Origin of the sequence: Kitasatospora sp. NPDC057223 (assembly GCF_042669755.1) — a bacterium.
In the GTDB taxonomy this organism is placed as follows: Bacteria; Actinomycetota; Actinomycetes; order Streptomycetales; family Streptomycetaceae; genus Kitasatospora.
On record NZ_JBHUWW010000149.1, the window covers coordinates 1 to 20,936 of the forward strand.

The following is a 20,936-nucleotide window of genomic DNA, read 5'->3' on the forward strand; positions in this document are numbered from 1 at the left end:
GGCGAGGGCGCCGAACCCGGCGAGCAGGGCGGACCCACTCGTCGGGTCGACGGCCAGCGGCAGCAAGGTCATCGCGGCCCCGTCCCGGCGGTCCGGCGGTCCGGGCGCCCTGGCGCCGGAGGATTGGACACGTCTCCAACGCTACCCGGGTGGCCGCCCGCGCACCGCTCGCAGACCACGGCCCTCCGCTCCCCCAGCGATCGCAACCTGGCACAACCCCGCCATCGGCACACTCCGCCTCGCCGGCATCCACGGCATCGCCCAGGTCGGGCGGGCGGGTGGACTACCCGGCACCAACCCCCGGCCCGGCAGCCCACCCCGACCCGGCAGCCCCGGCCGGCACCAGTGCGGAGGATGGACCACCTGACGCCCGAACCGCACCCGGCGGCCGGCCCAGGCCCCGGCCCGGCGCACCCGGACACCAATCCCAAGAACTCCTCTTCCCGACTGTCCCCGCTCAGGCGGTCGCCTTGGGACGCTCCAGGGCGGGGCAGAGCTCCGCGTGCAGCACCCGAGCCTCCCACCACAGATCGTCCAGCTTCCTCTTGCCGAACAGCTTCCACTCCTTCGCCGTGGGCACCGGCAACCACAGCGGGCCGAGAGCCGCACCGACCCGCCCGGCCGCGCAGTCAGGGCACTCCGCGTCCCTCATCGGTGCCTGCTCCCGCAACTCCCCCTCGGAGCCGTACGGCCCGCCCAGCGGCCCCCTGCACGTCCAGCACGGCGCCCGCTTCGCGTGCGGCGGCACGGGCGACCTCCAACGCCTCCTGATCCTCCTGGAGCGCCTGGGCCGCCTCCCGCTCCTGGCGGCAGGGGTGGCAGGTCCCGCCCTCGCGGTGCGTCCGGTGCCCATGGATCGCCTGGATCCGGACCGCCCCGTGCTCCGGGACGGCGCCGTAGTCCACGCACGCCAGCAGCTCCATCGCCTGTCGGTGCCGGCGCTTCTTCTCCGCCCGGCGCTCCGCCGGCCGCAGCTCGTAGGCGGCGTGGTCGTCGGGGTTGTCGGGGTCGTCGAGCGCGTCGGTCAGCGAGTGCAGGCCCTCGCGTCCGTAGCGCCATCACACCTGGCCGAGCGGCCCGAGCTCGGCCAGCCTGTCCAGCGAGGCCACCAGAATCGGGACCGCGTCGGAGGAGTCGAGCCGGCTGTCCGTCGAGTACTCCTCGCTCCGCCGGCGCCCGCGCCAGGACTCCGCCGCCAGGTCGCCGAACTGCGCGGCCCGGTTGCCCAGCGTCGTTGGCGCTCGCGCCGGCGAGGACCAGGGCGACCGGCGGGTAACCCTCCCGGACGGACCCCGGGTAGGCCCTCTGCGCCACCAGTGCGTCATCCGCTCCGACGCCGGCTCCTCGGCCAGCACCGGGTCGTTGTCCCGCGACCTGGCACGGAACAGCTCCCGGTAGCCGGCGAACTTCTCCGCCACGCTCGCCGGGGACATCGTGGAGCGGTCCACCTCCGCCATCAACACCGGCATCCCGATCTCCGGCGCCTCCCACACAGCGTCCGGACGCACCTTGCGGCGCCCGCCCAACGAGAACTCCGCCTCCGTCGCCCAGGAGGTCACCGTGCCGATCCCACCCGCCGCACCGGGTTCGGTGCCGCCCCGAACGAAGGCGAGCACGGTCTCGTTCACCGCCATCGCGTGCGGCGCACCCGACTCACCCGCGCCCCGGGCCGTCGAACCCATGTCGGAACGGGGAATCCGCAGGACGTGCCCGGCCGCGGCTGCACGGCGGTCATTACGGGGACAACCCACGGACGAAGCCCTCGTGAACGGCCAGGACGGCGAGCACGACCGGGTCGGCCTCGAAAGCAGCGGACCACCCGAAGAGCCGGACGGGCACAACCGCGGAGCATAGGGCGTCGTTGAGTTTGCTGAGCGGGCACCGGTCTCTGCGGCAGCAGGCGAGCTGGCCACCGTCCACGCAGGCCTTGTTCGAATCACCACCGCCCCTCACGGAGAATCCATGCCCACCGCCCGCCCGAATCGCCCCCGGGCCTCCACGTTCGTGGACATCCGGCCACCCTCTCCCCCGAAACGTGAGCAGGAATCAGAACTGCCCCGGAGCGCCCCAAACCATGATGTTGTCATCTCCTACCCCCTCAGCTGGTACCAGGCCGTACCCTCGTCCCTGTGCGGTCAGGCCAATGCGGAGGCCATGGAGTGGGCCGAACGTTTCCAACTGTTCACAACGCCCGAGCTACGAGATCGCGCAAGCGCCGCAGAGTACGGTCGGATCCCGGTGTACGGCTATCCGGGGGCACCGGCTGAGCAGACCTATACCGCCGCCCGGTTCATGATGTCCTGGTTCCTACTGGACGATTCCATCGAGGGAGTCGGCGCGGGGGCACGGACCGAATCCATCCTGAATGGGCTCCGACAGTTGGAAGACCTCCTGCCGACTGCCCCGCGATGCGCGGACTGGCGGACGCTCGGAATGCTGTTGGCCGAGGGGATGAGCCTTGCCTGGGTGGAGCGGAACGCCGATGTGTTCGCAGCCTGGATCGGGTCCGTCCGCGATGAGGCCGCCCTGTTCCGATGCCATGGCCCGACCCCTCCGCTACGCGCCTACCTCGATGTCCGCTCCCACACGGTGGGCATGGACGTCTCGTCCGCACTCGGGGAGTACGCCTACCGTCGAGAGGTACCGACCCGCCTCCAGCACGACCCTCACAAGGGCGAGGCCGCCAGACTCATCGGACTGTTGCAGACCATTGACAACGACCTGCACGGGCTGACGAAAGATCACAAGGCGGGCTGGCACAACGCCGTATTCGCCCTGGCCGCCGAGCACAACACCACCTGGGCCGCCGCTTGCGCGAAACTGCTCGCTCTTCGCGATGCGTGGCTGTCTCGACTCCTGGAAGTGGAGGCTCAGGTGTGCGACCGCTACGGAGATCCTGCGGAGCAGTGGTTCACCGACCAACATCATTTGATGACAGGACTTCTCCTGTGGCAACACCAGGTGGGGCGCTACCAGCGCACCCATCAGACCCCAGACGGGGAAACGATCACTCTCCACGTGAAGGGGACTCGCACCTGATTCTCACGCGAGAGACTCAACGCTCCTAACCCACCCCCCGGCTGTGGGGACGGCGACTGGAGGCGACGGACGGTGATCAGCCCGCCCAGGCCGTCCGGCACACCCGGGCCGCCGCGTGCGAGGAACGTGGCGGCAGGCCCGTGTGCAGACCCTCGGCGGCCAGCAACCCGGCAGACTCCGCCCAGAAGACTCGGCACCATCCAGCACTGCCTGCCCCGAAGGAGATCCCGAACATCCCCGGCCCGAGGAGAGGGCAAGCCCCTGAGTCGAGACCAGGCAGGATGCCTGCGCCCGTCAAGAGTGACTGTATGGTGACGGTCAGTCATGGGAAGATCGGCGACCGTACGCGTGCAGTGGTAGATCGCTGCGGCTTCATCCGTCACGGCGCACGGTCGCGCCCACAGAGAGGTAGTGCCTATGTCCGACAGCTGGCAGAACGCGGGATCCGCCGACGACGACTTCGCGGTCAAGAGCGTTGCGTACAGCCCCGATCCGGTGGTCAAGGGGGTTGATGTGACAGTGACGTTGACCGGCACCCTGAACAAGCCCATCACCAGCGGCACGGTCGACCTGCAGCTCAAGTACGGGATCATCATGGTGGCCAAGGAGTCCACCCCGCTCACCGCCGCTGCGACGGGCCCCTACACCGCGCAGACCACGTTCACCATCGCCACGGACTCCCCCAGCGGCTCCTACACCGCGCAGGTGACCGTCCTGGACGAGGGCAGCAAGGAAATCGCCGCGATCAACCTCGGCTTCCGGGTCTCCTGACACCCCACGGCCCCGTCCCGGGGGCGGCCGGCCCGTTGCCGCACCCGGGAGCACCCCCTCGGCCAGGTCAGGGCAGCAGGAGGTAAGTCACCCCGGCGAGTTCCCCGACAAGCGCTCTGACCTGACACAACACCCCGGGCCCGGCGAGAGCGCCGTACCCCAAACGCCTGGACAAACAGCCCGCAGGCGGCGGACGAGGGTGACGGAGATGCCGGAGGTATCGGCGATGTCCTGCGCGGACATGCCGCACCGTCGTAGGAGGGCGGCATGCTCGGATGCGGGGGCGGGGTTGAGGCGGGCGGTCTGGCCGCTAATGCGGTCCAGGTCGCGGCGCTGGCGGGCGTGGAGGGCGGCGGCGCGGCAGGCGAGCAGCGGACAGCCGTAGTCCGCGCACGATGCCTGGCCGTGCCGCACGCCGGTCCTGCCCGGCCTGCGCCGCGCGGGGGGCACTGAGGTGCCTGGGTCCTGCGCGGGGAGGGTGGGCATGCGGCCTGTTCTCCTTCTCTCGCCTGCCGGTGACGGGCCCGGTCAGGCGGGCTTCTGCATGCTACTGACGTGGAAGCCGGTGTCCGGGCCGCCTGACGGCTCGGCTGCTGTCCCGGCAGGGGTCCTTCGCCGGCGAGGGCCGTTTCGGATCCCGCCGTCGTGCTCGTTGACCGTCGTGGAGGCGATGGAGTCCTTGCGCACCTCGACGTGGCGGGCGTCGTCGAGGGCTTCGTGCGGTGAGGGTGTGCTCATCCGTGCGCTCTCCCCGGGGAGGGGCCTGTCCGGGGCCGGTGGTGGGCGAGGCCGGAGTCGAACCGGCACAGCCGAAGCGGGGGCTTTACAGGCCCTTGGGCTCTCCAGTGCCCAGCTCGCCCTTGACGCAGGAAGCGGGGGTCGAACCGACACGGATGCTCATCGCACCCAGGCGGTTTTCGGGCCCGAGGCCGGCGCCGCGTGTCGGCCGGTTCCTGCGTGAACTGCTCTTGTCCTGCGCGGAGAGTGCGCGGATCGAACGCGCGCGGGCTTGCACCCGACTACGGCTTAGCAAGCCGCTGCCTTACCACTCGGCCAACTCTCCCGAGCTGCCGGACGAGGATTCGAACCCCGAGTCTCCTGATCCAGAATCAGGCGTGCTGCCAGTTGCACCATCCGGCACTGCGGGCGGGCGGCACGAAAAAGGGGCCGCCCGTACGGGGACACGTTCCCCGGGGCGGCCCGGCCACGAGGGCCGGTCAGCGCACTACGAGGACGTCCCGCGCAGCTGGGGACTCGACGAGGAGCGCTGATACGAGAAGCAGGTGAAGCCGTTCATCGTCGCGCCCCCTTCCTGGTCGTCGTGCGCGATGGGTCCACTGTGACGCACCACCGACGGCGGGGGCAACCGTATTCCCGACGATCCCCTCTCGACGCGCACGTGTGACAGTGGGGTCGCCAACCGGGATTCGGATCGACCTCGTCAGCCGGCCGCCTGCCAACCCGGACCGTCTGCGGCGCGGGCTGACCGGTCGTGTTCCCTGCGGGCCGCATCCAGCAGGTTGCGCCAGGACGTCACCGTAGGGCGCCGGCGCAGGAGCGCGCGTCGCTCCCGGTCCGTCATCCCTCCCCACACACCGTGCTCGATACGGTGATCGAGAGCATGGGCAAGGCACTGCGTGCGCACCGGGCAGCCGCTGCACACGGCCTTCGCCCTGTTCTGGGCCGCGCCTTCCTCAGTTCGTCGGCGCCCCGGCCCCGATCCGCCCGGCACCGCCGGGCGGCCGGCCCGAAGGGAACGACCTGACCCGGGCCCCGGCTTGCCGTCGGCGCGGTGCTCGCCGACCGCGGCCCGGCAACGGTCCGCCACGCGCTCTCCCGCTACGCCAGGCCGTTCTTTACCTGAATATCGCATTGATGGTCACCTGCTTGGTCTGCCCTTCGTCCTTCGGCGCTACGGCGCGGGTGACGCCGATTCCCTGCTCGATACCCTCGCCGACGTCTGGCCCAAGGCCCATGCCGGGCACGACGACGTCGCCCGGGCCGGATTCACCCCCGCCACCCTGCGGCGCCAGATCACCGGCCACGCCCGCCGCGAGAACTTCACCCTCATCACCGCGTACACGGCCGGGCAGATCATCGGCTTTGGCTACGGATTCCGCTGCACCCCCGACTACTGGTACGGCGAACGCCTCCTTCCGCACATCGACCCACCGGAAGCCTTCGGTGTCTGCGGTGTGCTGCCGTCAGTGGCGGGTGGTCATCGAGATCCGGGCGATGACGGCGGTCGCCTGCGCCGGGTTGGCGTGGAGCCAGGCGGTCAGGTGCTCGCGGACGGCCTCGGCGACGCAGGCGCGGACGGGGCCGTTGCCCAGTCGGTCGCGGGTAGCCCCCTGGAACTCGGGATGATCGAGTTTCACCGACACGACCGCCGTCAGGCCCGCGCCGAGTTGGATGGGGTTGAGGTCTAGGTCGGAGGGGGTGAGCAGCTGTCGTTCCCGGGCGTAGGCGTTGACCGCGGCGGCCAGGCCGTCGCGGAAGCCGAGTTCGTGTGTGCCGCCGCCGGCGGTCGGCCGGCTGTTGGCGTAGCCTGCGACCCGTTCCTCGCGGGAGTCGCACCAGCGAAGGGCTACCTCGACGGTTCCCTCCATGTCGGGGGACTCGCGTTCGAAGCCGATCACGTCCGGGTGGAGGGGGGTGCCCTGCTCGGCGATGTGGTCCCTCGGCCCGCCCGGGAAGCGGAAGCGGACGGCCCGGGACACGGCAGGGTCGCGGTCATCGGTCAGGATGATGGCCAACTCCCGGTTCAGGAAGGCCAGTTCCCTGAAGTGATCGGCCAGCGTGTCGAACGAGAACTCCAGCGCCTCGAAGATCTCGGCGTCGGGCCGGAAGGTGATCGCGGTGCCGCTGCCCCCGGCCGGTGCGGTGTGGGTGGGCGGCGCGACAGCTACGCCCTGCTCGTACTTCAGCGCCCAGCGGGCGCCGTCACGTCGTACCTCGGCCGTCAGCCGGCTCGACAGCGCGTTGACGACGGCCAGTCCCACGCCGAAGTGGCCGCCGAACAGCGAGCGCCGATTGGCTGGCTCTGCCCGGTGGCAAGGGACGGTCAACCGGCGCTCCAGTGACGGGCCGTCGCCGTGGCCGGCGTGCTCGACCGGGAGGCCCGTGCCGTCGTCGGCGATACGGACGTCGCCGTCGGCGGTGAGGGTGATCTCGACCTGGCTGGCGGTGCCGCCGAGGATCTCGTCCAGCGCCGGCCCGGCTGCCTCGAACAGCAGGTGGTGAAGGCCTCGTTCGCCGACCGATCCGATGTACATCCCGGGCCGCTTCCGAACGGCCTCCAAGCCCTCCAGAACCACGATGGTGCTGGCGTCGTACGCCTTGGCTTCCTCGCTCATGATGCCCCCTCCGAAGGTGTCCGACAAAGCTCCCCCAGCCTAGGAGATTTCCGAAAAAACACCAGGTCAGGGCCAGTTTGGCGAGGCCGCCAACGGGCTCCTGAGGGGCAATCAGGAGCGCCCGGCCGGGAGCCGTTTCGCACTGCCCCCGCAATGCCGCCGCGGCCCTCTGACGGCCCTCTGCGGCACCGTTTCGGGCGGCTGCACGGCCACGAATTCCAAGAATTTTTCGCGTTGGCCCGGCGCGGTCGCGGATGCCGGGTGAACCGGCCGGCTCTGCGGCTATCTGGGCGCGAAGACGAAGGATCTGACCCGATCAGAGCGCGCTTGGGCGCGGGTCGTTGCGTGAGCGGGGTCGTGAGCCTACTCGTGTGGCGGGTCGGCCTCGAGTGTGCCGGCGACCATGCTGCCGATCATCGCCCATCAGGGTCTCGGAACGGACGGGCTGCCCTTCGTCATCGCGGACCAGGCGGCGGATCGGTGGTTCAGTCCGCCGTCGACGTACAGGCAGTCGACGACCAGGGCGGGTCCGGCAGTCGCACCGCGCCGTCCTCCCCGCAACCGGTGGCCATCAGGTCCGCCAGTCCTCATGCCGCAGTAGCGATCACTACTCCCCCGTGCTGCCTCCACTCGGCGATGCTCGAGCCGGGGCGGTCGGACCAAGACCGACGGCTGAGGCGTACCAGGTCGTGCGCGGCATCGTACGACCCGGCCGATGATGGACACCGCTGAGGAGCGCGGACAAGTGACCTGGACCGGTCAGCCGGTGTTGGGCCGGGTCGCGGTCACCTGGCGGAGGAAGTCGGTGTTGCTCGTGGTCTTCCTCAGCCGGTCCAGGAGCAGTTCCATCGCCTGCTGGGTGTCCAGGCCGTTGAGCACGCGGCGCAGTGTCCAGGTTGCGGAGGTGCGGGCGGGGCCGAGGAGGAGTTCCTCGCGGCGGGTACCGGAGGCCTGGACGTCGACGGCGGGGAAGATGCGCTTGTCCGCGAGCCTGCGGTCCAGGCGCAGCTCCATGTTGCCGGTGCTCTTGAACTCTTCGAAGATCAGGTCGTCCATGCGGGAGCCGGTGTCGACCAGGGCGGTGGCCACGATGGTGAGGGAGCCGCCGTTCTCGATGTTGCGTGCGGCGCCGAAGAACTTCTTCGGCTGGTAGATCGCTGCGGAGTCGAGGCCGCCGGTGAGGGTGCGGCCGGAGGCGGGGGCTGCAGTGTTGTAGGCGCGGGCGAGCCGGGTGATCGAGTCGAGCAGCACGACCACGTCGTGCCCGAGTTCTACCAGGCGTTTGGCCCGCTCGATGGCGAGCTCGGCGACGGTGATGTGGTCGCGGGCGGGCCGGTCGAAGGTCGAGGCGATGACCTCGCCCTTGACCGAGCGCTGCATGTCGGTGACCTCCTCCGGGCGTTCGTCGACGAGGACGACCATCAGGTGGGCCTCGGGGTGGTTGCGGGTGATCGCGTCCGCAATGGCCTGCATGATCATTGTCTTGCCGGTCTTCGGCGGTGCGACGATCAGAGCGCGTTGGCCCTTGCCGATCGGGGCGACCAGGTCGATGATCCGCGTCGTCAGCACGCCCGGGTCGGTCTCCAGGTGCAGCCGCTCCTGCGGGTGGAGCGGCGTCAGCTTGGTGAACTCGGGCCGGTCGTGGGCCTGGCGGGCGGCTCGGCCGTTGACGGTGTCGATGTGGGTCAGGGTCGGGCGGCGGTCACCGTTGCGGTGGGCTCCGGTCGCTCCGGTCAGCACGTCGCCGGGGCGCAGGCCGAAGGTGCGCACCTGGGCCGAGGACACGTACAGGTCGTCCGGCCCGGCCTGGTAGCCGGAGGTGCGCAGGAAGGCGTGGTCGTTGCGGATATCCAGGACGCCGGCGGCCGGAACGAGGTCGTTCTTCGGGGTGGATGTGGCCTGGTGCGGGCGGCGGCCGGCTGGTGTCCGCTGTGACGGTACGTCCGGTGAGGTGCGGGGGCTGGCGGCGCCGGCGGGTCGGCTGTTCGTGGTTGGAGGGGCGGTGGCGCGTTTGGCGGTGATCGCTTCGACGAGCTCGCCCTTGCGAAGCCGCGCGGCGCCGGGGATGCCGAGGGTGGAGGCGAGTTGGTGGAGCTCGGCGCGCAGCAGGCTGTCCAGCACGGGATGGCCGGCGGCCGGTTCACGCAGGGCGGTTCGGGATGTGGTTGATGGTTCGGTTGCAGTGCTCATGAGAGGGTCCTCCCCTGGAGGTGGTGTCGAAGGGCGGCAGTGCCAGGTGGGCCGTGCAGCTCCAGGCGCGCCGGAACGAGTAGGCGGTGGCCCGGCAGGGCTGGCTGCGGCATGGTCGGCGCGGTGTCGGCACGCGACCTGGGCCTGCGCATGGTGCGACGCCGAAAGCTGGTGTCGCTGTGATCTGCGGTGCGGTCTCCGCTGGCAGGAAGTGCGTCTGCCGATTTCTCGACCGCGATCAGTTCGCGGGAGGGAGTGGAGTGCTCCGTTGCCGACCATAGTAGCAGGGCCCGTCGATCGCGCCCTCGGGATTCGGCGGGAGCGGGCCGCTTCGACGATGACCTCGGCGCTCGACGAGGCCGGTGCGAGCACTACGTCGTGCCGTACAGGGAGGCGGGGCCAATGCTCTCCGTCCCGAACCGGGCGCGGGCCTGGTCAGCGACGGCTTCGATGCGGCGCAGCCGGTCATCGCGGGTTGAAGCTGAGCTGGTGGGACGCCTGGGACGGCGCTGCGGATGCCGTCCGCTGGGGGTGAGTGCGGCGAGGTCGCCAACGCCCTGATCGTCAGGTCCCGCCCCCAGGAGGGCAGTGCGCAACTCGCCTTCCGCCGCGGCGCCGTCCCGAGGCGGTCAGATGGTCCCGCGCAGCTTGGCCAGTGCTTCGTTGAGCAGGATCTCGCCGTCTTCCTGGCTCCGGCGTTGCCGGACGTAGCCCAGGTGCGTCCTGTAGGGGGCGTTGCCTGCGGCGACAGGGGCCTGGTCGGGGTCGGGGCCGGCGGGCAGACCGCACTTGGGACAGTCCCAGGTCTCCGGGGCCACGGCCTCGATCGCGAAGCTGGGCTGGGTGTGGTGGCCGTTGCCGCACCAGAACGACACCACTCTGCGAGGGGCGAAGTCGCCACGCTCGGACTCCCCCATCGGCCCCGCACCGATGCGGGAACCCCTGATACCACTACGTCCCTGCGCCACGATCGCTCTCCTCGGCCATGATGTCCACGCCTCGGATGTGCATGGGGACGCCCAGCGTACGGCCACCCGCCCGAATCGCCGTCACGGCCTCCGCAGGTCCCTCCGCTCAAAGCGGTGGCGCGGGTGGCGGGCAGCAGGGGGAAGCCGGAGTCGGAGTCCGCGGAACCCCTCCGTATTTCAGGGGCCCGGCGGCCGGGTAGACGGGGCCGAGCAGCTTGCGATCACTGCGCTGGGCGGCGCAGCCGCCGAACTCCCGCCCGGCCGCGAGCTGTAGGCGCTGCGCCCCTTCCTGGTCGCGCGGATGGAAGTGGGGACGCCGGTAACGGTCCGTCACGGCCGTGCGAGTGTCTACCGGGTGTCGCCGTCCAGCAGTTCGGTCAGGTCGGCGAAGGCCGTGCGGACCGCCTGCGGGTTCTCGATCCAGGGGAAGTGGCCGGCGCCGTCGATCGTGCGTCGCAGGACGTGGGGTTGGTCGAAGGCGTTGTCGTCCTGCCACAGGCGCTGGTCGACAACGTGGTCCTGGGCGCCGCTGATGATCAGCGTCGGAAGCGACTGCGGCTTCCACTGGGCCTGGTAGGCGTCATCGAAGTGCGCATCCGCCCAGGCCACCGCGTCGTGGCAGTAGGGAAGGCCTTCCAGCACGGTGCGGCCTTCGGCCAGCCCCTGCGGGGTGAAGTTCCACTGCGCGGCCGCGAGCGTGAGCGCACGCAGGGTCTCGTCGTTCGGGTCCTGGGCGTAGTCCGCGCCCGCCGCGTCCACTCCGGGGATCGGATGGGCCTCGGCCCACCGGCCGAAGGCTGGACGCCAGCCCGCGTGCGGAGCACTGCTGACCAGGGCCACGCCGGCAAGGCGCTGTTCCAGTTCGGGGACGGCGAGCATGAACATCCCGCCGGTGGAGTGGCCGACCATGACCACGTCGTGCAAGCCCTGGACGGCTTCGGCTAGGACGTCCGGCCAACGGTCGTAGGGGTGGTCGGGAACGACCGGCAGGCCGCGATTGGACCCGTCCCCCGGCAGATCGACCAGCCACACCGTGCCCGGCACCCGGGCCGCCCGTGCCAACCCCAGCACCGACTCGGACCCCAGACCCGGGCCTCCCGGAACGAACAGCCAGTTCCATCGCCCCTCACCCGTCGAGACCTGGCGCAGCCTGACCCCCGAACGGGTCCAACGTTCCTCACTCTGCACTCCCACAACACCGATCCCTTCCTCATCCATCGGCAGAAACACAGGAGGGACGATATATGCCAAAAATCTCAAATGATCGATACCCGGTACGCACAACCGATCGCCGGCACGACACGGGCAGCATGTCGGGGCGCGTCGCGGCGGTGGAGCGGGCGAAAGCGGGCAGGGTGTCGGCATGCCGCACCGCCGCAGCCACCGCTCCCGCTCCCGCGTTCGTGCCCTCACTCCCGCCCTCGGCGCGGAAGCAGAAGTGAGGGCCGGCGCCGCTGTGCTTCCCGCGCCAGTGGTGCACGCCCCGCCCGGCCCGCTCCCGGACAGCACCGCCGCGCCGGTGCAACCCGCCGCAGAGCCGGTGCCGGTGCCGGAGCCGGAGCCGGACAGCGAATGCTGTGCGGCACCCCGCACCCGCCGGACCTTCGACAGCGCCGACATCTACCTCCTGACCGTGCACCGAGCCCACTGCCCACTCTGGTCAGCCCGCTGACCGCCCCCTCTACCGTCACCCGAGTCGGTCGCCCGGCTCGGCGCCGGGCGGGGCGCGGGCGATGAGCCGCGCACCGGAACCGGCATCACGACCTGAACCTCGGTGACTAGCCCCGGGGCGGGCCAAGGGGGGTGGGCCCGGTGGGTGGGGGCGGCGTGTCGCGGGGCCGGCGGGGCGGTGAGGGGCCGTGGAGCGGGCAGGGTGTCGAAGCGCGGGTGGGTCGGCGGCGGAAGGTCGTGGGTGCGGACGCGGTCGGCGTACCGGAGGTGCTGTCCAGAGCAGCAGGTCCGCTGCGCGCCCGCGAGGTGACCGAGTTGCTGGGCCTGGACGCCGCCGAGGGGAACATCGACGTGGTCCGCACCAGGTTGGAGCGCCTTGCCAAGGACGGGCGCGGGCAGCGTGTCGGGCGCGGTCTCTACACGGTGGCGGACGGCCTTTCCGGGACGCGGAGCTGACTGTCCGGCACCCGGCGTCGGCCGGCGGCTGCGGGTCCGGCGGCCCCGGCCGTCCTGCGGTCCATCGGGGCCGTCACGGTGGTGAGGCTCTGTACTGCAGCGTCGCGGCCGCCGCTCCGGAAGCGTGGCCGAAGCGGCCGCGCGGACCAGTCGCGTGTGGCTCAGGCCAGTGTCCGGTGTGCCTCTTCCTGGGTCGTCGAACCGCGCGGGCCCGGCCCGCGCGCCATTCGCGGTGGCGTGGCAGGCAGGCAGGCAGGCAGCACGATGGGCTGTGGCAGGTGTGCGGTTCGACGCCGGGCACCGCGGGTTCCCGCCGGGCGGAATCAGGTGCGGCGCGATGGCACCGGCGGGGATCAGGAGCCGGTCGACCGGTGGCGCAGCGGTGTTCATAGGCTGAGGGCCGGTCCTCCCGCGAACGACGAGCGCGGGGGACCTTCGAGGTTCTCCCAGTGCGCGTGACGCACATCGTGGCAGCGCCTGGCGCCCGGCGGACCGCGGTGAAGCGGGACTCGGGCGATTTCCGCCCTACGGGAGGCACACCGGAGGCCCGACCGGCCCCGGAGCCGGCTTGGCACGCGGGCGGACATTCTCCCGTCAGGTTCTCGGGGCAGGTGAGCTGACGTGCCGGGTCTGGAGCGAGATGGGCCGTGCGGCGGGTCGTCGGCGCAGCGTCCAGGCGCGAGAGTCAGAGGGAGCTTCGCAGCGTCAACGTCAACCTTCGCGAGATCGAGGGCCGTCTGCGCGTGCTTACCTGAGTGGAACCCTTGTTCGGCTTGCCACCTCGACCTAGCAGGCCTCCGGCTGTCCGTCTCATCCCAGGTCAGTGGGTCCGATGGCAGCTGAACTACCGCTTCAGCAGCGCGGTGGGGATTCGGGACTGGTCGTACTGGCTGGACACGTTCAACGTCGCCTATGGCCCTGCGGACGCCGACCTGTTCCTGTCGGCGCCGACCGCGTTCATCGATGAGTGCGGACCAGTGCGGTAGTTCGACTGGCTGTATAGGGGAAAACGGAGAACAGGTCTTGGAAGGTTCTGGCACCATCTCTTGATCGAGATGCCAGCAACTGCCGACGAGAACCGAGAGCACCCGCAGACAGCGTGGGCTTGTCGGAAGCCGACGGCGTAGGGGGCAAGGCGAGTTAGCGTGGGCGCATGGTGCATCTCAAACAGCCGCAGTTGTCCGGGCTCGGACGGAACCCGGCTGCCCCGACGGGCGTCCTGGTGCGACTGGCCACGCACGCTGCGGGCCGGCACGGGCTGTGGATGCGCAAGGGGCAACTGCCGGACGCGGTCGCCGAGGCTCTGCTGACCCACGAGGGCAGCGACGCGGCGGTGCAGTTGCACGGGCGCCGGGTCACCCCGACGATGCTTCGGAGGATCGCCGGACATCCCGACCCCGCGATCCGCAGCGCCCGCGCGGACTTCATCCGCACCATGGTGGAGAGCGGGACGGGGCTGGGCATCGAGGCCCTGGCCGAGACATACGGCCAGCCGCCGGCGGAACTCGCGGCCAGCCCTGACCCCAAGGTGCGCGCGGCGATCGCACAGGACTGGCACGACAGGCCCGCCGCCGTGCAGGAGGCGTTGCTCACTGATCCGGACCCCGGGGTGCGGGCTGCGGCCACGCGGGCCGATCACCCGCGCGTCCCGCCGGAACTCCGCGAGCGCTGCCTCGCCGATCCGGCCGTCCAAGCCAACGTCGCGCGCCATCTCCCCCTGACAATCGCGCAGTTCGACCGGCTGCTGGCAGCAGGGAACCCGTCGGTGCTGCGCGCCGTGGCCGGCAACCCGTACCTGACCGGCGACATGGTGGCCCACCTGCAGGACAGCGAGGACCCGTCCGTGCGCGTCGCGGTGGCCTACAGCCGCCACGTCACGCCCGAGACCCGGGACCGCCTGCTCGCGCTGGTGGAAGCCGAGGAAGTGGCCGGCAGCATCGGCGCCAAAGTCGCCCTCCACTGGTCGCCCTACCGACCCACCTGGCTGCGGGACGTGCCCCTCGCCAAGCGGCTGACCTACCTGAACTGCCCGCACGCGCTGTTGCGGCGAACCCTGGCAGAGAGCACAGACCTGCCCGACGAGGCATGGCAGCGACTGGACGACGACCCCGACGTGTCCGTCCGCTACACCGCCGCCCTCCGACCTGGCACTCCGCCAGAGACTCTGCTGCGACTGGTCCGGGCCCACGGTGATCCCTCCGCCTTCCGGCCCCGGCTGGTGGAGCACCCCAACTTCCCACGCAAGGAGCTGCGCGGCTTCGTGGACGATCCGGATCCCAGGGTGCGTCTCCTCGCCCTGGAAGACCCCGAGCTGCCCGACGCGGAACTGCGGCGGTTGGGGGACGAAGAGGAGCCGTTCCTACGTTCGGGAGCAGCCCGGCATCCCAATGTCAGCGCGGACCTCCTGGAACGACTCCTGGCCGACCCGGAGCCCGACGTCGCCGACAACGCTGCGGCCAGCCCCGTGCTGCCACAAGCGCTGATGAACCGCATCATCGCCCAGGCCGGCCTCTGACAGCCTGGGCGCACGCTTCAGGCGCGTGCACAAACGTGGTCCCGAAGCCAGCAGCCGAGCGCTCTCAGAACCCAGCAACAAGACTTACCCGGAGCGTTGAGTGCTCTCGGCGCTGAGCAACCTCCACCCGCTGCCGAGCAGCACGCTCGCGCTCCTCAACCAGCCCCATCACCGACGGCATCCGACACCTCCACCGAAGAGACGACACGACACCCCGTCTCTGCCACCGAAGCAACAGCACTATGCCTGACCAGCGGAAACGCACCCGCCACTCTCGGAAAGAGACAACGGCTACTTACATGCCTGACGGCCCTTGGGCACCCCAGATTAGCGCTGATCTCGCCCTCGTCGACGTAGACGGTGGCCGTCACCTTCGTGTGGGCGGGCACCCTGATCGGGTTGTCGACCGCCCAGCCCTCGGTCACGCTGTTCGTCTCGGACTCGGTGGCGCTCAGGCCTTCCTTGAAGCCCACCTTGCCGGTGAAGGCGCCGAAGCCCGCCAGGTCGGCCTTCACCGACAGCTCCCGGGCCGCCTCGAACATCTTGGTCTTGCTGACAGTCAGCGACCCCTGGATGTCCCTGTGGAACTTCAGGGCCCACGTCTGCTCCACCGACGTGTCGTTGGGGTACTCCTGCTCGTAGAGCTTGGGGCTGCCCGACGACTTCACCTCACGGGTCCCATCGTCACGTCGCCCAGGACGTCGGTGTGCGCGCCCTTGAGGATCTGCTGCGTCATCCCCTCGGGGTCCTTCGCCTTGGCCGCCACCCCATGGCAGAACGCCCGAACCGCCGGCCCCGGCGGCGGCACACCGTGCACGTCCTCCGCACCGAGCGGCTCACCCCCCATGCAGTGGGTGGTGCTCGGCGGGGACGGCTGGCAGGCCGCCAGGCGCGACTGGAACGCCCAGGTCGAGGCGGAACAGGAGAGCCCTGCCGCACCCCGCTTCGAGTGACCCACCGCCGGCTTCCACAAGGCGTCCGCGGTGCGTGCTGCTCAGCCCGCGGTGGACGCGCCGGGCCGCTCCTTGGTGCTGAGGACCGCGGCGGCCGGCTCGGTCGCACCGGCCGTGATCACCGGGCCCACCGGGTCGGCGGCGGCCACGGCACGCAGGGCGGCGAAGCCGCAGAACGCGGCGATCAGGGCGAGTCCGGTGCAGGTGAGGGTCCAGGCCGTGACGGGTCCGGCCCAGCCGCTGCGGCTGAGCCAGGGGTAGACGGCGCCGAACAGGGCGATGCCGGTGACGCCGACGACGCTGGAGAGGGTGTTGACGGTGCCGCTGAGCGTCGCGGCGAAGCGCGGCGGCACGGCGGTGGTGAGCAGGTTGAGCAGGGAGGTGTTGGTGAGGCCGAGTCCGAGGCCGCCGACGCACAGCACGGCGGTGAGCGGCCAGATGGCGCTGCCTTCACCGGCGGGGACGAAGACGGGGGCGAGTCCGTAGGCGACGGTGAGCATGGAGCAGCCGATGACCGGCAGCCGTCGGGCGAGGCCCTGCGAGGCGCGGCCGATGACGGGTCCGGCGAGTCCGAAGGCGAGGACCCAGCCGAGCGGGACGAGTCCGGCCTGCCAGGCAGGCAGGTGCAGGTGGTTCTGGAGGTGGAGGGAGAGGAGGAAGAGCATGGAGATGTAGGTGAGTGTGCAGCCGGAGGAGGCGACGAGGGACCAACGGACGCTGGGTGCGGACAGCGGCCGCAGGTCGAGCGCGGGTGTGCCGCCCCGGGCGATGACGCGTCGTTCGGTGCGCACCAGTTGGACGGCGAGCGGGGCGGCGGCGAGCAGCAGGAACCAGATCCAGTCGGGCCGTGTGAGGCTGAGCGGGATGAGGACGGTGAGGGAGGCGGCGGCGAGCAGCACGGTGCCGGGGATGTCGTTGCCGCCGCGGACGGCGGTGGCGGCCGGCCGCTCCCGCGGGAGCAGGACCACGCCGAGCAGGAGGATGAGGCCCCCGATGGGCACGTTGAGCAGGAAGACGGCGCGCCAGCCGGTGCCGAGGATGTCGGCGGAGACGATGGTGCCGCCGAGGACCTGGCCGAGGGCGGCGCCGCCGGAGAGAGTGATGGCATTCCAGCCGAGGGCGCGGGCACGGGCGCGGCCGGTGAACCAGCGGTGGATGCCCATGAGCACCTGGGAGATCATCAGGGCACAGGCGGCGCCCTGCAGGCAGCGGCCGGCGATGAGCACGGCGGTGCTGGTGGCGAGTCCGCAGGCGAGGGAGGCCAAGGTGAACAGCGCGAGGCCGCACAGGTAGACGCGGCGCACGCCGTGGCGTTCGCCGAGCCGGGCTGCGGGGGCGAGGAGCACTGCGGAGCACAGCGCGTAGGCGGTGACCATCAGGGTGAGCTCGGAGCCGCTGACCTGGAGGTCGGCGCTGACGGCGGGCGCCGCCAGGTTGACGATGGCCAGGTCGATGTTGGCCATCGACTGACCGATCAGCAGGACCAGTAGGGCGGTGCCGCCGGGTCCGCTCGATCCCCGGGCAGCCTGCTGGGTGGTCGCTTGCAAGGTGTGTCCCCTCGTCGCTCCCCGCCCGAGCGGGTCGGATCGTCCGCCGGGGGGTTCGTGCGTCTGCTGGAACACCGGCCGGGCCGGTCGGGTTGCACCGGGTCGGACGGTGGTGGCGCAGGCAAGGCGGTAGTGGCACAGGCAAGGCGGTGGCAGCGTTCAGGCCGAGCTCCCGGCAGGCACCTCCCGTTCTGCGCCGGATCCTCCAACTCCCCCACCCATAGGGCAGATCAGGTGCTCCGGCGATACACAGGGAGCCCGGTATAAAGCGCAAGTACCGCTCCCCCTGAGGCGTTCTTGCCGCCTCGGCTCACGCGATGCTCTAATCGTCCGGGCGAGGGCCATTCGTGCATCTGAGACCTGCCGGAACATGGCGCGCACACCTGTTCCGTACGAACCGTTCGAGTCGCACCGCGACGCGCTCCGTGAGGCGGTCCGTGAGGCGGTCCCGGCCCACGCCGCCGATCCGCCGCGACGACCCGCCGGGAGGGCGCCCCGGCAGGCCGTCCCACTCCCCGCCTCCGCCTCCGTCTCCGTCTCCCGCAGGCACCGCTCGGCCCCGATGCCGCCCGCGCCATAGGAACAGCGACGGACTTCCGAGGGACGGGTGGCGATGGGCAGACAGCGCAGGGGCACGGACGGGCAGGCAGCGCCGGGCATCCGGACGGCCTCCGCCGCCGGGGCGCGCGTCCCGCCGTCCCCCGGGCCGGGGAGGTCGCCGGACGGGCCGCAGTGGCGGGCCCTCCAGACAGGCCTGGACGGCGAGTTGGTACTGCCCGGGGACGCCGGGTACGAAGCGGGGCGGCTGCCGCGCAACCTGCTGTACGCCGAACAGGCCCACCCCGAGGCGATCGCGTACTGCACCGGGCCCGACGACGTCGCCCAGTGCGTGCGGTTCACCCGGCGGTACGGCCTGCGGCTCGCCGTGCGCGGCGGCGGCCACTGTTACGGGGCCTGGTCGAGCCGGGCACCGCTGGTGGTCGACCTGTCCCGGATGACCGGCGTCCGGATCGACGGCGAGGGCCACGCCGAGATCCGCGCGGGCACCCCCCTGATCACCGTCTACGAGGAACTGGCGCGGCACGGCGTGACGGTACCCGCCGGAAGCTGCCCGACCGTCGGCCTGGCCGGGCTGGCACTCGGCGGCGGCCACGGGGTGGTCAGCCGGTCGTACGGGCTGACCTGCGACAGCCTGGCCGGCGCCGAGGTGGTGCTCCCCGACGGCCGGACGGTGTACTGCGACGAGCAGACCGAACCCGACCTGCTGTGGGCACTGCGCGGCGCGGGCAACGGCAACTTCGGCGTGGTCACCTCGCTGCGGATGCGCACCCACCCGGCCACCGACCTGACCGAGTTCCGGGCCTCCTGGCCGTACCGGGACGCGGGCACCGCCCTGGAGCACTGGCAGGACTGGGCGTTCGACGCCCCTGACAACCTCTGGTCGCACTTCCTGCTGGAGGCCCCACGGGACAGCCCCACCGCCGACGTCGGCGGGTTCCTCCTGGGCGGCGGCGGGGAGGACGAGGCGAACCGATGGCTGGACGGACTGCTCGCCGTCACCGGCCCGGCCTCCGCACGGCAGGTCACCCACCGGTCGTACCTGGCCACCGTCCGGTCGAACGCCGGTGGCGAAACCGTCCTCGCGCGCCTGGACGAGCAGCGCTTCGCCTTCACCGCGGCCTCGCAGTTCTTCGACCGCAGGCTCGGGCCGCAGGCCATCCGGGACACCCTCGCGGTGCTGCGGCGCGTGCCGGACGGCGTGTCCGCCGCGATCTCCTTCAACGTCCTCGGCGGGGCCGTCAACCGGGTGCCCGCCGACGCCACCGCCTTCGTGCACCGGAACTCACGGCTGCTGGCCCAGTACTACGCCTCGTGGCCCGCCGGCGGCCCGGCCGAGGCGGCCGTCCGCTGGGTGGGCCAGGTCCGCGAGGCGCTGCGCCCGTACACCTCCGGCCACGCCTACCAGAACTACCGCGACCCGGAGCTGACCGACTGGCGGCAGGCGTACTACGGTGCCAACCTGCCCCGGCTGGAACGGCTGCGGGTGCACTACGACCCGGACCGGCTGCTGGATTTTCCGCAGGCCCTGTGAGCAGGCCGCGCCGGCGGAGCGGGCGGCTGCCTGCTCGTGCGCCACCGGCGGATCTCCCCGCGCACCGGCTGCGCACCGGGCCTGCCCCTCGCGGGAGTGGGACTCGCCCTGCTGCACTTCCTCCCCCGTCCGGCGCGGGCGTGGTGGCGGCCGGCTCGGCACCTTCACCGCACTGCACCTGGCCTCGATCGCACTCGGCATGGCAGCCGCGCAGGCCCTGCCCTACACCGCTGTGGCCGGCACCGGCCCGCAGCCGGCCCAGGCACACCGGTTGCTGTGGATCGCCGCCGGCGTGGTCGCCGCCGCGGCGCCGGCCGTCGGCCGCCCCGGCATCGTCCTGGCCGTCGCCGCCGCGACCGCCGCCCAGTACTCCCTGATACGCGCACTGGCCAGCGCCGAGCACGCCGGCGGCCGCTCGCCGTCGCCGCCGCACTGGGCGTCGGCACCGCCGTCGACCTGCTGATCTGGGAACGGCGCCGGCAGTCGGACCAACTGTCCGAAGCGCGCGCCGGCGTCGAAGCACTCCAGCACGCCGTCCTGCACCCGATCCCGGCGCGGCTCGGCGAACTGCACCTGGCCGGCCCCTACGAGGCGGCGACCACCGGCACCGGGATCGGCAGCGACTTCTACGAGGCCGTGCACACCCCGTTCGGCACCCGGATCCTGATCGGGGACGTGCGCGGCAAGGGCCTGCAGGCCCTGCAGACGGTCACCGACCTGCTCGGACTCCGCGAGGCCGACATCCCCTCGATGCTGCCGCTCGGCTTCGGCGCCCTCGCCGCGCGGACACCCACCCTGTCCACCATCGAACCGGACCCCGGGAACACCCTCCTGCAGCACACCGACGGCCTCAGCGAACCACACAACTCCTCCGGCGAGTTCTACCCCCTCACCGAGGACCTGGCCGCCAACCCGCCGACCGACCCGCACGAACTCGTACGGCACCTGCGGACCCGAGTCCAGGAATGGACCCACCACCTGACCGACGACATCGCCATCATCGCCCTCACCAGAACCACCACCCCACAGCCCGGCGAGGTCAGCACGGCGCCTGACCCCCACCAGGACACAGCCGTGCCTGCGGCCCTGCGGGCCGGCTCACCGGCGGATCGGGGCTTCGGAGGCCGCCCGGGGTCAGCCGGCCCGAACCGTGAACAAGGCCAAGTGACGGACCGGGGGGAGCAGCCGATCACAGCGGTCCGCACCGGCTGCCGCTCGCCGGACCGGGGTGAACCGTCATGCTGGTGCCCGGCCTCCGCGGGTCTGCGGGCGGCCGGGCGGAACGGATGGCGGCTGCGGTCAGTGGAGGGGGCCGCAGAGGGCGGGGGCGGTCGCTTCCTGAGGCAGCATGGGGTTGAGCTCGCTGGCGCCGAGGACG

General features: G+C 71.5%; 19 protein-coding genes, 3 tRNA genes and 1 pseudogene. 8 read left to right on the forward strand and 15 right to left on the reverse strand.

All coding sequences use genetic code 11. The features are described from left to right. Positions 1 to 457 precede the first annotated feature (457 nt). Positions 458 to 652, reverse strand: coding sequence for a hypothetical protein (locus ACFUK0_RS34265; protein WP_380256847.1), 195 nt, complete (start codon positions 650 to 652; stop codon positions 458 to 460). Positions 653 to 1,058: 406 nt separating this feature from the next. Further along, entirely contained in the window at positions 1,059 to 1,682 is a 624-nt protein-coding gene (locus ACFUK0_RS34270; RefSeq protein ID WP_380256849.1) for a replication-relaxation family protein, read from the reverse strand. Positions 1,683 to 2,154: 472 nt separating this feature from the next. Here ACFUK0_RS34270 and ACFUK0_RS34275 point away from each other — a divergent pair, with 472 nt between their 5' ends. Both ACFUK0_RS34275 and ACFUK0_RS34280 read left to right on the forward strand, forming a co-directional pair. Beyond that, positions 2,155 to 3,039 (forward strand): hypothetical protein, encoded by an 885-nt coding sequence (locus tag ACFUK0_RS34275; protein WP_380256851.1) that lies wholly within the window; start codon positions 2,155 to 2,157, stop codon positions 3,037 to 3,039. 417 nt (positions 3,040 to 3,456) lie between these two features. After that, positions 3,457 to 3,810 (forward strand): ML domain-containing protein, encoded by a 354-nt coding sequence (locus tag ACFUK0_RS34280; protein WP_380256853.1) that lies wholly within the window; start codon positions 3,457 to 3,459, stop codon positions 3,808 to 3,810. Between the two features lie 528 nt (positions 3,811 to 4,338). On the opposite strand, the gene ACFUK0_RS34285 is transcribed toward ACFUK0_RS34280, so the two are convergent. The 10 genes from ACFUK0_RS34285 to ACFUK0_RS34330 all read right to left on the reverse strand — a co-directional run bounded on the left by ACFUK0_RS34285 (position 4,339) and on the right by ACFUK0_RS34330 (position 11,944). After that, complete coding sequence (locus ACFUK0_RS34285) at positions 4,339 to 4,548, reverse strand: hypothetical protein (protein WP_380256855.1); 210 nt, start codon at positions 4,546 to 4,548, stop codon at positions 4,339 to 4,341. A 39-nt stretch (positions 4,549 to 4,587) separates the two neighbouring features. Next, a tRNA-Tyr gene (locus ACFUK0_RS34290) sits at positions 4,588 to 4,670 on the reverse strand. A gap of 118 nt (positions 4,671 to 4,788) precedes the next feature. Continuing rightward, positions 4,789 to 4,873 (reverse strand) — tRNA-Ser (locus tag ACFUK0_RS34295). A 4-nt stretch (positions 4,874 to 4,877) separates the two neighbouring features. Next, positions 4,878 to 4,950: transfer RNA gene (locus tag ACFUK0_RS34300), tRNA-Gln, on the reverse strand. 301 nt (positions 4,951 to 5,251) lie between these two features. Continuing rightward, positions 5,252 to 5,542: a WhiB family transcriptional regulator gene (locus ACFUK0_RS34305; protein WP_380256883.1), complete on the reverse strand. Its 291-nt coding sequence runs from the start codon at positions 5,540 to 5,542 to the stop codon at positions 5,252 to 5,254. Between the two features lie 124 nt (positions 5,543 to 5,666). Then, positions 5,667 to 5,972, reverse strand: a complete 306-nt coding sequence (locus ACFUK0_RS34310; protein WP_380256857.1) for a hypothetical protein — start codon at positions 5,970 to 5,972, stop codon at positions 5,667 to 5,669. A 42-nt stretch (positions 5,973 to 6,014) separates the two neighbouring features. After that, complete coding sequence (locus ACFUK0_RS34315) at positions 6,015 to 7,166, reverse strand: ATP-binding protein (RefSeq protein WP_380256859.1); 1,152 nt, start codon at positions 7,164 to 7,166, stop codon at positions 6,015 to 6,017. 759 nt (positions 7,167 to 7,925) lie between these two features. Next, positions 7,926 to 9,635, reverse strand: coding sequence for a transcription termination factor Rho (gene rho, locus ACFUK0_RS34320; protein ID WP_380256861.1), 1,710 nt, complete (start codon positions 9,633 to 9,635; stop codon positions 7,926 to 7,928). A 350-nt stretch (positions 9,636 to 9,985) separates the two neighbouring features. Continuing rightward, on the reverse strand, positions 9,986 to 10,324 hold the full coding sequence (locus ACFUK0_RS34325; protein WP_380256863.1) for an RNA polymerase-binding protein RbpA: 339 nt from the start codon (positions 10,322 to 10,324) through the stop codon (positions 9,986 to 9,988). Between the two features lie 348 nt (positions 10,325 to 10,672). Then, entirely contained in the window at positions 10,673 to 11,944 is a 1,272-nt protein-coding gene (locus ACFUK0_RS34330; protein ID WP_380256865.1) for an alpha/beta fold hydrolase, read from the reverse strand. Between the two features lie 288 nt (positions 11,945 to 12,232). Between ACFUK0_RS34330 and ACFUK0_RS34335 the strand changes: the two genes are divergently transcribed. The 3 genes and pseudogenes from ACFUK0_RS34335 (at position 12,233) to ACFUK0_RS34345 (ending at position 14,966) form a co-directional block, all read left to right on the forward strand. Further along, on the forward strand, positions 12,233 to 12,451 hold the full coding sequence (locus tag ACFUK0_RS34335; protein WP_380256867.1) for a hypothetical protein: 219 nt from the start codon (positions 12,233 to 12,235) through the stop codon (positions 12,449 to 12,451). Positions 12,452 to 13,098: 647 nt separating this feature from the next. Beyond that, positions 13,099 to 13,437, forward strand: a pseudogene (locus ACFUK0_RS34340) (hypothetical protein). A 236-nt stretch (positions 13,438 to 13,673) separates the two neighbouring features. Continuing rightward, positions 13,674 to 14,966: a hypothetical protein gene (locus ACFUK0_RS34345; RefSeq protein WP_380256869.1), complete on the forward strand. Its 1,293-nt coding sequence runs from the start codon at positions 13,674 to 13,676 to the stop codon at positions 14,964 to 14,966. A 155-nt stretch (positions 14,967 to 15,121) separates the two neighbouring features. Here the strand turns inward: ACFUK0_RS34345 and ACFUK0_RS34350 are convergent, their stop codons facing one another. The 3 genes from ACFUK0_RS34350 to ACFUK0_RS34360 form a co-directional block, all read right to left on the reverse strand. Next, positions 15,122 to 15,634 carry an ETX/MTX2 family pore-forming toxin gene (locus ACFUK0_RS34350; protein ID WP_380256871.1) on the reverse strand — a complete coding sequence of 171 codons (513 nt, stop codon included), beginning with the start codon at positions 15,632 to 15,634 and terminating at the stop codon, positions 15,122 to 15,124. Beyond that, positions 15,631 to 15,813 (reverse strand): hypothetical protein, encoded by a 183-nt coding sequence (locus ACFUK0_RS34355; RefSeq protein WP_380256873.1) that lies wholly within the window; start codon positions 15,811 to 15,813, stop codon positions 15,631 to 15,633. Before ACFUK0_RS34355 ends, ACFUK0_RS34350 begins: the two co-directional genes overlap by 4 nt. 147 nt (positions 15,814 to 15,960) lie before the next feature. Next, positions 15,961 to 17,466 carry an MFS transporter gene (locus tag ACFUK0_RS34360; RefSeq protein ID WP_380256875.1) on the reverse strand — a complete coding sequence of 502 codons (1,506 nt, stop codon included), beginning with the start codon at positions 17,464 to 17,466 and terminating at the stop codon, positions 15,961 to 15,963. A gap of 613 nt (positions 17,467 to 18,079) precedes the next feature. Between ACFUK0_RS34360 and ACFUK0_RS34365 the strand changes: the two genes are divergently transcribed. The 3 genes from ACFUK0_RS34365 to ACFUK0_RS34375 all read left to right on the forward strand — a co-directional run. Next, entirely contained in the window at positions 18,080 to 19,558 is a 1,479-nt protein-coding gene (locus ACFUK0_RS34365) for an FAD-binding oxidoreductase (protein ID WP_380256877.1), read from the forward strand. Positions 19,559 to 19,757: 199 nt separating this feature from the next. After that, positions 19,758 to 20,021: a hypothetical protein gene (locus ACFUK0_RS34370; protein ID WP_380256879.1), complete on the forward strand. Its 264-nt coding sequence runs from the start codon at positions 19,758 to 19,760 to the stop codon at positions 20,019 to 20,021. Between the two features lie 173 nt (positions 20,022 to 20,194). After that, on the forward strand, positions 20,195 to 20,936 hold a 742-nt coding region (locus tag ACFUK0_RS34375; protein WP_380256881.1), incomplete at its 3' end, for a SpoIIE family protein phosphatase.